A 12,478-nucleotide genomic window follows, 5' to 3' on the forward strand; every position below is an offset into this window, starting at 1 on the left:
GTTAAAATGAACCCAATAATGAAAATGTTAAGCTGCGGGCGAAGGGATAATTGATACCCCGCTCTGCCTGAATAGTTGAAGCCCTGAAAACATCGTTTGCCGTGAATGCCAGTCTCAGATTTTGAAGCCCAAGGCTGCGGATAGCCTTCGGGTTAAAATCATATGAAAAGTATAGTGACTGCAGTTCGATCAGGTTATCTTTTTGTATGAACCGCGATGACACGTAAGTATCAGTGAGGTCGGTAATGTTTTTGAAAAACGTGTGGTCTCCGGGGTTTTTCCACCTTTGCTCCAATACACGGCTGTCAACGTTAAAGCGCGGGTCGGCATTTTCAACCCTATCGATAAGGGTTTGATTGAACGACTGACCGCCAAAACGGTAATGAAAGCTAAAGCTCATCAAAAATCTTTTGTATGATACTGAGCTGCCAAAAAAACCTTCGGCCTTTGGTGCGGTGTTGCCCACATCCTGCACATCCTTAACATCCCATTCATAGGTTAGGGTACCGTCTTTTTTCACCAATATCTCTTTACCGTTTTCAGGGTCGATGCCTAAAGATTTAACTGCGTAAATGGTATTAAGCGATTTGCCTTCAACATACCGGGTTAGCGGTGTTGAAAAAGCATTATTGTCTGTATTGGTTTGGAAATTATCTATATTGTTATTGAAGGCTTTCAGCGCATCAGATATACTAACTATTTTGTTGACGTTGTGAGCAAGGTTACCTGTCAGGTTTATGTTCCAATCGGCTGTGTGGAAAACCTGAGCTACGAGATAAAGTTCATAACCCCTGTTTGACATATCACCAAGGTTATCTTTATATGTAGTAAAACCTGTTGATGGAGCAAGGTTGATGTCGGTGATTAGCCCTTTGGTAAGTTTGTAGTAATATCTTGGAGATATAACTATCCTGTCTTTAAATAAACCAATGTCCATACCTACGTCAGAGGTGCGGGTCTTTTGCCACTCCAGGTTACTGTTTCCATAGCCTAATATGGTAGCGCCAATTCCTGTAGAATACCAGTGCTGGGTATCATATAAGTAAATTGAGCGTGACTGATATGCAGGAAAGCCGATAGAGCCAAGGGTAGCGATGCTTCCTTTAAGACGCAGCTGGCTTATTACTTTTGAACCCTGGAAAAAGTTTTCTTTGTGAATGTTCCAACCAATACCTAACGATCCGAAAGGAGCGTAACGTCTGTCGGCGCCGAAAGCTGATGAACCATCCACCCTTACAGAAGCATCCAAAAGATACTTGTTTTGGAACGCGTAGTTACCTGAAAAGAAAGCACCGGCTGTTCTTGACTTAGTTACATCGCCATATGGCCCCGAATTTTCTTTATAAATGCGCGCAAAGCCTATGTTGGTAAACCTGTCATTTGAAAAGCCCTGAGCCGAAAACGATTTAACGTCGGCCTTTGAAGCCAAAATATTGGCACCTAAAACAAGGTTAAAATAATGGTCACCCAGTTGCTTGTTATAATTGATAGTTACGTTTCCATCAAGATTAAGACTGGCGTTAGCCCCATAGTCATAACTACCCCTATTGTTTAATTTATCGGATGCTGTATTATAAAACTTACTGCTTAATGGCGATACGTAATTGTCTGAGGTAGTATTTGTTTTATTTACACTCATTAATGCCCTTAGCCTAAAACTTTTTGATAATTTATAATCGGCCGAGAATGACTCCAATATTTCCGTATAAGCGGATTTATTAAAGCTGCTCAGGCTGGCTTCATACAGCGGGTTAAAAACATTTTCGGTTATATACTGATCTGTTCCCTCGCGACCGGTGTTTACCCGCCAGTTTGCGAGCTCCTGTACTAATCTGCCTGTGCTGTCCTTTATCGGGAAATAAGGATTGGCATTTACGTAAGTTGAAAAATCGCCATAAGGAGAGTTAGCCTGGTTGACTTGGGTAATAGTAAGATCGTTCCTGATGATAAGTTTTGCATTCGGATTATAGGTAAAATTAACCCCGCCGCTATATCTTGTATTGTCAGACCCTTTCATGACACCCGGCTGTGTCTGATAACGCAGATCGATACCGTACCTAAACGACTGATCGCCGCCCTGCGCATAAACCGAATGCTTTTGCTGATAAGCGTTTCTTAACGGCTGCGATAACCAATAGGTATTAACACCACTGGCTACATTTTTCAAACGGGTAAACAGCTGGGCATTAAGATCGTCCTGCTTGGTATCACCGCTGGTGGATGTCTGTGTATCATAGAGGCCGACCAACTGCTCATAAGCAATTTTTTGTTTGGCATTAAGCACATGATAATCGGACAGGTCAGGCCCGTTGAATGTAAGCTCATAATTGTATGATAATTGCAGCTTTCCGGCTACAGGTGCTTTGGTAGTGATCACCATTACACCATTGGCAGCCCTTGAACCATAAACCGCGGTAGCGGCACCATCTTTCAATAAGGTAACTGATTCGATGCGGTTAATATCAAGGTCAACTACTTTTTGAAGCGATACTTCAAAGCCGTCAAGGATAAATGCCGGAAGATTATAATTACTTGAAAGGTTGTTACGGTCAAGTATATCATCGCTGATGGAAGGAATAGCTGTAGCGCCCCTCACATTTATCTTCGGCAATTTGTTGGGATCAGAACCGGCAAAGTTATTATCAAGCACCTTGAACGACGGATCAAACGAAGCGATGCTTTTGATCAGGTTTTGCGGGTTATTACGTTTCAGGTCGGCACCGCTTACGGTAATGGCATTACCGGTGTAGTTATCTTTTTTGATAACCTGGTAACCGGTAACCACAATATCTTTAATGTTATTAATATCGGGTAAAAGCTTAACTACAATCGATTGGCCTGGTACCACCTTAACTTCCACCGATTTGTAGCCGATAAACGAGAATACTAATGTTTGCCCTGCATCAGCCTGTACATTAAATTCACCTTTCTCGTTGGTTTGGCCTATTACTCCCTTGCTTCCTTTAACTGCAATATTTACGCCCGGCAAGGTGGTTTTACTTACCGAATCCAATACACGGCCACTCACCGGTATTTTGTTCATGGCAATAACCGGGGCCGGCCTGGGTTCGGGTATTTTATTTTGGATTACGATGGTTTTGGATACGATAGTAAAACTCAGATCATAGTCTTTAAGGCACGCGTTAAGCGCATCAACAAGCTGCGTATCATGAAAATCGGCATCAACTGTTTTGCCTTTTAAATTCACTTTCTCGCTATAAAAAAACAAATAGCCGGTTTGACGCTTTATATCCTTAAAAACCGATTCAAGGCTTTTGTTTTTACCGGATATAGTCACCGTTTGAGAATAACTTGCTGCGGATAAGTGTAACGCGCCAACAAGCAACAGTATAGTGGTGAGTTTCAATACTAATAAGAATTTGCACTTTACCCCCCGTATTGCACATACGGCGTTGTAAAGAAAAGTTAATTTCATATTTTTGAATAAGATTGGGTTAATAAAATGCAGCCCAGGGCTTCGACATCTTGTGCTGTCTGACCTATTTTAAACCGGAAGCGGTGAGAGGCTTCCGGTTATTTTTTGGTCTGTTAATGTGAGTTGTATCTGAGATTTATCGTAGTTGTTTTTCCATTAAGTTTTGTTTTAGTTTTAGCGTTTAGTTGTTGTTTAGTTGTTAGTATAAAGTTTAAGGTTAAATATTATTTACTGTAGGATACTTTCACCGTTTTGCCTTCTACCGCAAATTTCATGTTGTTAAGCTCCAGGATCCTGAAAACATCGGCCAGGTTGCTGCTTCTTGAAATTTCGCCAAAAAACTTTTCGTGGGGCATATCCCCCTCATAAACCACATCAATATCATACCAGCGGCTCACCTGGCGCATTACCTCACGAATATCCTCATCTGCAAATGAGAATACACCGTTTTTCCAGGCCACTTCCTTATCAAGGTTTGCCTGCCGCTTGCTGATAGCGCCATTGCCTTCCCTGTCAATTACTGCCTGTTGACCGGGAATAATAAGCGTGGAGCTGGTTGCCGAAATAACCTTTACCGAACCTTCCAGCAGCGTGGTTTTTACCTGTGCTTCATCAACATAAGTATCAATATTAAAATGCGTACCCAGCACCTCTATAGTTTGCAGGGTAGATTTTACCCTAAAAGGCATTGCTTTATTCTTAGCCACTTCAAAGTATCCTTCGCCATTGAGTGTTACCTCACGATTAGCACCTTTAAATACCGTTGGATAAGTTATTGACGAAGCCGCGTTAAGCCAAACATTGGTACCATCGGGCAAGATGATCTTGTACTGACCTCCTTTTGGCGTGGTAACCGTATTTTGAACGGCCTGCTCCTGCCCTGTCGCCTCGGCCTGGTAAACGATCTGCCCATCGGCGGTCTTGGTGATCTTAACACCGGCTTGTTTAGCTATCTGCCCATTGTTAGCGTCATCAAGCGATATGGTTGCACCATTGGCTAAAGTAAGCGTAGCTTTGTTAGTACCAGGCACTATCCCTTTATAAGTATTTACTGCAAAATTATCGCCCTTACGGCTGTTGCGAATAAAAAAGTACGCACCAACCGAAATAAACAACAGAATTGAGGCTGCCATGGCGTACCTGATCCAGCCAGATCTTGAAGGCAGGGTAACGGGCTTTTTTTCGTACTGCGCTATTCTTTGATCAATCGTAGCTTTAATGGCGTCTTTCAGGTGTGCATAGTCGGCCTCGTTCTCATCAGTAATAAGATCATCATTTAAATCAAACAGGTTGTAATATGCCTGCAGGAACTTAATTTCTTCCTGCGTAGCCTCTCCAAGCCTGTATTTTGTTAGTATTTGTATAAAATATTGTTTGCTCGCCTCGTCCATTTACATCCTTTATATATACATGAGTCGGCAAAATGAAAATAGCCCACGTCAATTAAAAATATTTTTAAACTTTTTTTTGAAAAGATCATACTTTTAAAGCCAAACAGGTAAAATATCCGCAACAAAATACCAACAAGAGTGAAAATAATACACCAATTCAATAATAAAAACGTTTTATCAACCTTTTTGATAAAAATAAAGCAGCACATGAAGTAAGAAAAGTGACTTACGAAGTGTAGCAAGGGCCTTCCCCATCTGGTTGCGAACGGTTTTGGGCGAGATCTGCAACTGATCGGCAATTTGCTGGCTTGAGAGGCCTTCATTAAAGCGTAAATTGAATATGATGCGTTGCTGGGGAGGCAAGGTATCTATGAGCTCATTAAAAGCTTTCAAAAACTCGTCATGTAGTACATTGGCATCGGCGCGGCCAAGGGGGCTTTCAATTTCCTGTGCGGTATCAGGCAGGGCCTCATAGCGCGATTCCTTTTCCATGTATTTAAAAACACCATTACGGGCGGCAACCAGCAAATAGGCAGGCAAATTTTCAATTGGCGATTTCGAACCGCGCACCCATAACTGTACAAATACATCCTGGGCTATATCCTGCGCCCGCTCGGTATCATTAAGCCTTTTATAAGCTGCATTGTAAACCTGTTTCCAATACTTATTATACAAAGCATCAAAGGCAGGTTTATTACCTTCACTTAACAGCGTTAGCAGTTCAGCATCGTCTGCTATATACAGATCATCAGGGACCATGTGTTTTTCAGAATTTTTGAGACAGTATACAACTTACATATACAAACATCATGGTGGCTTAATGTTTAGTTTAAATGTACCAACCCAAATATATGCTTTTATCGCTAAGATGTAAACGCGATTTTTATTCAGCAATACCGTCTGATGTCCAATTCTGGTATTATGGCCCCTGATGACCTTTCTGACTTTGTCTTTTAGAAGCTTTTCTTTGAAAGGGTATCCTTAAAGGGGGATTTAAAGCATCTATTTTAACTTTTTCACCAACACATTAAAATCAACGCCTACAACCGGGATCTTTTTCCATGGCTCGGTTTCAAGGTCTTTGTGAAAGGTGCCGCCGTTAAACAAACCACAGGCAAAACCAATATTTGAACCGGTTTTAGTTGTCAAAAATTCAATAGAAACTACAATATCTCCGGCTACCTTAACATTATATGGCGATAGATCTACTGTAATTAGCTGGTGATTATCCTGGTTATTATATTTTTTGATATAGCCTTTTATTTCGTCTTTAACCAAATTAGCTTCGTTTGGAAACTTCCCGGCCATTTGATAAACATTTACTTTAAATGGGATACTATCGTTTGAACGGTTCTGGGTGTGGAAACTTAGCCTGAGCAACTGAACAGGTTTTTTACCTGCATTCATTTCAATGCCAACTTGTCTGCCTTTAACGGCATCGAAAGAAGTGTTGGATGAGCCGGTCCGCAGCTTATTGCCTATCGTTTTGGTTTTATCCTGTGCAAACGCGCTGATAGTGATAAGGCATAAAAAGCAAGTAGCAAATAGTTTTACAAAATTTCGCGGGGATATTAGATTTAGCATAGCGGTAAGTTTTAGATGGATCTGATTTTACAAGGTAGACGATGATGATAAACAAATGGTTGCAAAGCTGATTTAATTTTTCATATGGTTACCCTTGCAGAGACGCATCACATGCATCTGCGTTATTGATTTTCGGCTGCCTGCCCAAAAGCAAACGCATGTGCTGCGTCTCTACGAAAAATCACTCTTTTTTAACAGCGCTGTTCCTGATAAAAATAACCGACATCAGTGCACCTAAAAACCCCAACCCTGCACAAATCCGCATAATATTGCTATAAGCCGAAATAAATCCATTATGATATGCAATTTCAATTGCCTTTTTATTGACCCCATCAATATTAGCAGGCACTTTGGCATTTCCCAAATTGGCCGACTGCGCGATAACCTCCTTTTTATCCTTTTCGTTCAGCGGGAGTTTTTTTAATTCGCCCTGCATAGCGCCCGAAAAAAACAGTACAGCCAATGCACCAAAAATGGCATTGGCAAAAACGTTGGCAATGCGGGTCATGGCATTATTAATGCCTGAGGCGGTGCCCGAAAAATGATCACTCACCGAACCCATTACCGTTGCGGTAAGCGGCGCTACAGTTAATGACATACCAGAACCAAAAACTATCACACCAGGGAAAAAACTTGTCCAGTAATCAGAAGGCCCTGCAGTTTGTTTTATGAACGAGAGCATCAGCAACCCCACTCCCGCCAAAGCCGGACCAACAATAAGTAGTAAACGCGGCCCTTTTTTATCGGCAATAGCACCTGCATAACGTGCAATGGAGATCATGAGCACCGTAAAAGGCAAAAAAGTTAAACCTGATTGCAACTGGCTGTATCCCTGTACCTGCACTAAATTTAACGACATAAATAGCATGCCGCCGCCTAAGCCTGCATACAGAAAAAACGTAAGCAAATTTATCCCGCTAAATGTTTTACTATTAAACAGTCTCAGCGGCATCATAGGATGCTTGCTTGTCCCTTCTATGTACAAAAACGCTGTAAGCAAGAGTAATCCTGCCGTAAGCGAGCCGTAAACCTGCCAGTTATTAAAACCAACCGCCGGCATACGTAAAAAACCAAACGTAAGTAAGGCAAGCCCAAATGCTATGGAAACAGCTCCGGGAAAATCAACGGATTGATCGGTACCATCATCTTTACTTTCGGCCACTTTGCGCCACAGGATGAGCAAGGCCACTACTCCAATGGGCACGTTAATAAAAAATATATACCGCCATAAACCGGCATCGGCTAAAGCCCCGCCAAGCACCGGCCCGCCCATGGTAACCACCGTTGTAATGGCCGACCAGGTACCTATAGCCTTGCCCCTTTCTTTTACATCAATAGATGATGAGATCAACGAAAGGCTTCCGGGGATCATCAGTGCGCCACCAATACCTTGTATGATCCTGAAAACAATGAGATAAAAAACTCCCGGCGAAAGGCCACAAAGCGCCGAGCCGGTTATAAAAATAAAGACGCCGACCATGAAGATCTTCTTCCGGCCCAGTTTATCGCCCAGCGAACCGCCTATCAGAATTAGGGAGGCAAGCATCAGCAGGTAAGCATTCAGGATCCAGAACAGGTCGGCACCTTTGGCATTAAGGCTTTGCTGTAGGGCAGGTAGTACTACATTAAGCGCCGTACCATCAATAAATGCCATGGCCGAAGCCAGTATAGCCGAAACCATGATCCATTTACCGGCCGGGCTGCCCAATGAAACTGTAGCCATGTTTTATAAGGTTATAATTGGTACGTTTATTACAAAGTTGCAGTAAATGATCGGATTAAGAGATCAGTGGAAGAATAAAAAATACAGCTATCTCCTGAAAACGCCGATATTTTCCGGACAAAGCAGGATCAGCAAGAATATAGCGGTGAGATCAAGCTGTAAAATTGCTGATTCGTTTATTCCGGAAAACAGCACCGCCAACACAGTTAATATGATTACAGCTATGATATGATTGCGGTGCGGAATAGGGATCCCAATTTTATCAATAAACCGCTTAGCCTTAAAGTTGCTCCGATATATAAACGGAAGCATTAAAAAGTAAAACGCTCCAGCAGCGGTCAGCAACCAGCGGAAAGCAATTTTCCCCGCCTCGTTAATTTTGACTACGTCCTTTGTATGCAATAGCGTGTTATTTATTTTGAAAAGGTTATGCGTTGGTGCGTGAAGAAGATCAGGCAAAGCTGCCATTATTCCAGCAGCAAAAATCAGGCTTGATATGCCTGTTAAAATTAAAACAATACAAAATTGGATACTGCGGTACCGGGAAAGCCTTACTATATATAATGCAGATACTCCGCAGATGACAATCAGCAACAAAACGTTAACATACCCTATAAACCCTCCGTCAGCGTTGTAAATCATCTCAAAATATGTTTTATCGGCAAAAAACAGCACAATAGCCGCTATAGTAAACACGGCTATTAATCCGAATATCACTTTCTCAAACCCTGTTAAACTATTTTTTTTACGGGCAGTATTGTAGGTATTTAGCACAGCAATTATTTAATAGATTATGTGTAATTAACAAAAACACATCTAAACATGTTTTTTTGTTAGTTGTAAAACGCAAATGAGACCCCAATTATTTCCATCACACTAACCGGGGCATTCATCCCATTTTCTTCTGTAAGGTGCTTTGTTGCTGTATCATTGATTCATAAATCGACAGCCACATGAAAAAGCTCATCCTGATACTTATTCACCTCACACTTGCATACCTGCTAAAGGCACAGCCGCCACAACAACCCATAGTTTTGGGACGCGTGGATACAATTCATTCCGACGTCCTCAAAGAAAACCGACCGCTTTGGGTTTATACGCCAGGATATGATACCAACTACTTTTCAAAACCGGAGTTTCCGGTTTTGTACGTTTTAGATGCTGACGATCATTTCATGTCGCTGGTTACCATGATCAAAGAACTTAGCGCCACTGCCGGTAATACAGTATTCCCACAAATGATCATAGTTGGCATCCTGAACACGCCAGGCCACCGCACCCGCGATCTTACACCGACCAACAGCGCAATGGATAAATCATCCGGCGGGGGCGAAAACTTTGCAGCTTTTATGGAAAAGGAATTGATTTCCTATATAGATAAGAAATACCCTACTGCTCCCTATCGTACCATGATCGGTCATTCATTAGGTGGGTTAACCGTGATTAATATGTTATTGAAACATACACAGATTTTTAATGCCTATGTAGCTATTGACCCAAGTATGTTTTATGACAATGACAACTTACTTAAACAAACTGCTGGTATCCTTAAACAAAATAATTTTGACGGCAGGAAACTTTTCCTCGGTTTTGCCAACACCATGAACCCCGGCATGGACACGATACAGGTAAAAAAGGATACGGCCGAAATATCACACCATATCCGGTCGATCATGAAACTGGCTGATGATCTTTCTGCCAATAAAGCAAATAACCTGCAATGGGCTAAAAAATACTATCCGGATGACGATCATAATTCCGTTCCCTTTAATGCCGAATATGATGGCCTTCGCTTCATTTTCAAAAACAATCGCTTTCCGCGAAACCAGCCTTATAATCAATATTTTGACAAACAGTATACTGCCGTGCAGCTAAGGCAAATGATAGATGCGCATTACAAAGTAATGTCTACGGAAAGGGGCTACACTGTACACCCGCCTGAGCCCGAGATGAATGGCATAGGCTACGCATTTCTGCAACAAAAGGATTACGAAAAAGCAGCTATGTTTTTCCAGGTGAATATTGACAACTACCCTAAAAACTTTAATGTTTACGACAGTATGGGCGATTGTTTTTTGGCCCGTGGAGATAAAACCAATGCCGAAAAGTATTTCAAGAAAGCATTATCCATAAAGTATACCAAAGAGATTATTGATAAGCTGGATAAGGTACAGGCGGGAAATTAATTACCGTCATTGAGGTACGAAGCAATCGCGAACTTTACAGAGAAACCTGCATAGCGGCTCTTCCTCTTGGGGATTGCTTCGTACCTCGTAATGACGTTTTTGTTGAATATATACGGTCATCAATCCTCAATAAAACTCACCGGCTCCAAGTCTTTCAACTCATCGCCGGTAAACAATCTTGAATGGATCATAAACCTAAACCCTGTTGGGATCTCTATTGAAAAGCTGGAACCGCGGCCTTTGGTAATGTCAAGCTGCAGTTGGGTATGCTGCCAGTATTCAAACTGATCCTTGCTCATCCAAAATTCACAGCCATCCACCTCTCCTATTTTCACATCACTGCCGCCCAGTTTAAACTCACCTTTTTCAAAGCACATGGGCGATGAGCCGTCACAGCAACCACCACTTTGGTGGAACATCAGATCGCCAAAGCGCGATTTGAGTTCGGCTATCAGTCCGGAGGCTTCGGGAGTTATGGTTACTCTTTTGATCATTTTCTTATTTCACGCAAGGAAGCGAAGATAGGGTGAAGAAATACTCAAACGCATAAAGACTTACGAAGTCTTGTAAACTTCGTAAGTCTGGAAACAGGGGATCGACTGTTAAAAAAATCCCAGTTTGTTCTTATTATATGAGATCAGCATGTTTTTAGTTTGACGGTAATGACCAAGCATCATTTTATGATTTTCGCGGCCAAAACCTGATTTTTTATACCCGCCGAACGGTGCATGCGCCGGGTAAGCATGATAATTATTCACCCAAACCCTGCCGGCAAGTATAGCGCGTGGTACCTGGTAAAGTTCGTGCGCATCGCGTGTCCATACACCGGCACCTAAGCCATAAAGCGTGTCGTTAGCTATCGCGATGGCTTCTTCAGTGGTTTTGAACGTGGTTACGCAGGCTACCGGGCCAAAAATCTCTTCCTGAAAAATGCGCATTTTGTTGTTCCCCTTAAACAAGGTTGGCTGAATATAATAGCCACCTTCCAATTCACCATTCAGCTTTTTAATCTCACCGCCACAAAGCACCTCCGCTCCTTCTTCCTTGCCAATTTTCAGGTATGATTGAATTTTTTCATACTGATCGTTCGAGGCCTGCGCACCCATCATCGTAGTGCCATCGAGAGGGTTACCCATAATGATAGCGTTGGTGCGCTCAATTACCCGCGACATAAATTTATCATAGATATTTTCATGAACCAGGATCCTTGAGGGGCAGGTACAAACTTCGCCCTGGTTAAGGGCAAACAGTACAGCGCCTTCAACAGCCTTATCAAAAAACTCATCATCCGCATCGCCAACCGATTCAAAAAAGATATTTGGCGATTTACCCCCAAGCTCCATAGTAACCGGGATAAGGTTTTCAGATGCATACTGCATGATCAGACGACCGGTTGTGGTTTCACCGGTGAAAGAAACCTTAGCAACCCTTGGCGAAGAAGCCAGTGGCTTACCTGCCTCCGGACCAAAACCGGTTATTATGTTCAAAACGCCCGGAGGCAAAATATCACCAACCAGTTCCATCAGCACCATAATTGATGTTGGTGTTTGCTCGGCCGGTTTCACTACACAGCAATTACCTGCAGCCAGCGCAGGCGCAATTTTCCAGGTAGCCATGAGCAAAGGAAAATTCCAGGGAATGATCTGTCCTACCACACCCAACGGCTCATTTAAACAAATACTTACAGTATATTCATCATGTTCGGAAATACCGCCCTCTTCGGCACGAATCACTCCGGCAAAATAGCGGAAGTGATCAATCACTAACGGTAAATCGGCGGCGCGGCATTCTCGGATGGCTTTGCCGTTATCAATACATTCAACAACAGCCAAAAACTCCAGATTTGCCTCAATAACATCGGCTATTTTATTTAATAAGGATGCCCGGTGAGCGGCAGATGTTTTGCCCCATGTTGGGAATGCGGCATGAGCAGCATCCAAAGCCAGTTCAACATCTTCCTTTCCTGATCGTGCAGCTTTGGTGAACACCTTGCCATCAATGGGCGAAATGTTATCAAAATATTCGCCTTTAACAGGCGGAACAAACTTACCGCCGATAAAATTGTCGTACTTATCCTTAAAGGATGGTTTAGAAACAGCGCTCATAATTTTTCATGTTTTTTTGGTAACACTAATGTAGAGCTACCTCGCTGTAAGGC

9 protein-coding genes are annotated in these 12,478 nt (G+C 42.4%); 1 reads left to right on the top strand and 8 read right to left on the bottom strand.

The window, feature by feature from the left end; translation table 11 throughout:
* Nucleotide 1: 1 nt before the first annotated feature.
* From AC1DUD_RS08035 to AC1DUD_RS08060, 6 genes are all read right to left on the bottom strand, one after another.
* Complete coding sequence (locus AC1DUD_RS08035; RefSeq protein WP_477373383.1) at nucleotides 2-3,436, bottom strand: SusC/RagA family TonB-linked outer membrane protein; 3,435 nt, start codon at nucleotides 3,434-3,436, stop codon at nucleotides 2-4.
* Between the two features lie 224 nt (nucleotides 3,437-3,660).
* Nucleotides 3,661-4,827, bottom strand: a complete 1,167-nt coding sequence (locus AC1DUD_RS08040) for a FecR family protein (protein ID WP_477373385.1) — start codon at nucleotides 4,825-4,827, stop codon at nucleotides 3,661-3,663.
* Between the two features lie 177 nt (nucleotides 4,828-5,004).
* Nucleotides 5,005-5,586 carry an RNA polymerase sigma factor gene (locus tag AC1DUD_RS08045; protein WP_477373387.1) on the bottom strand — a complete coding sequence of 194 codons (582 nt, stop codon included), beginning with the start codon at nucleotides 5,584-5,586 and terminating at the stop codon, nucleotides 5,005-5,007.
* A gap of 243 nt (nucleotides 5,587-5,829) precedes the next feature.
* Nucleotides 5,830-6,411, bottom strand: a complete 582-nt coding sequence (locus tag AC1DUD_RS08050; protein ID WP_477373389.1) for a hypothetical protein — start codon at nucleotides 6,409-6,411, stop codon at nucleotides 5,830-5,832.
* Nucleotides 6,412-6,592: 181 nt separating this feature from the next.
* Complete coding sequence (locus tag AC1DUD_RS08055) at nucleotides 6,593-8,134, bottom strand: MFS transporter (RefSeq protein WP_477373391.1); 1,542 nt, start codon at nucleotides 8,132-8,134, stop codon at nucleotides 6,593-6,595.
* Nucleotides 8,135-8,221: 87 nt separating this feature from the next.
* A complete protein-coding gene (locus AC1DUD_RS08060; protein WP_477373393.1) occupies nucleotides 8,222-8,908 on the bottom strand; it encodes a hypothetical protein in 687 nt (228 codons plus the stop codon).
* Nucleotides 8,909-9,087: 179 nt separating this feature from the next.
* On the opposite strand from AC1DUD_RS08060, the gene AC1DUD_RS08065 reads away from it, so the two are divergent.
* Nucleotides 9,088-10,320, top strand: a complete 1,233-nt coding sequence (locus AC1DUD_RS08065) for an alpha/beta hydrolase-fold protein (protein WP_477373395.1) — start codon at nucleotides 9,088-9,090, stop codon at nucleotides 10,318-10,320.
* Between the two features lie 119 nt (nucleotides 10,321-10,439).
* Here AC1DUD_RS08065 and AC1DUD_RS08070 read toward each other — a convergent pair whose 3' ends face one another.
* Entirely contained in the window at nucleotides 10,440-10,814 is a 375-nt protein-coding gene (locus tag AC1DUD_RS08070; protein WP_477373397.1) for a DUF779 domain-containing protein, read from the bottom strand.
* A 108-nt stretch (nucleotides 10,815-10,922) separates the two neighbouring features.
* Nucleotides 10,923-12,425: an aldehyde dehydrogenase family protein gene (locus tag AC1DUD_RS08075; RefSeq protein WP_477373399.1), complete on the bottom strand. Its 1,503-nt coding sequence runs from the start codon at nucleotides 12,423-12,425 to the stop codon at nucleotides 10,923-10,925.
* Nucleotides 12,426-12,478: the final 53 nt, after the last annotated feature.

The sequence above is a fragment of the Mucilaginibacter sp. P4_A11 genome (genome assembly GCF_056402535.1).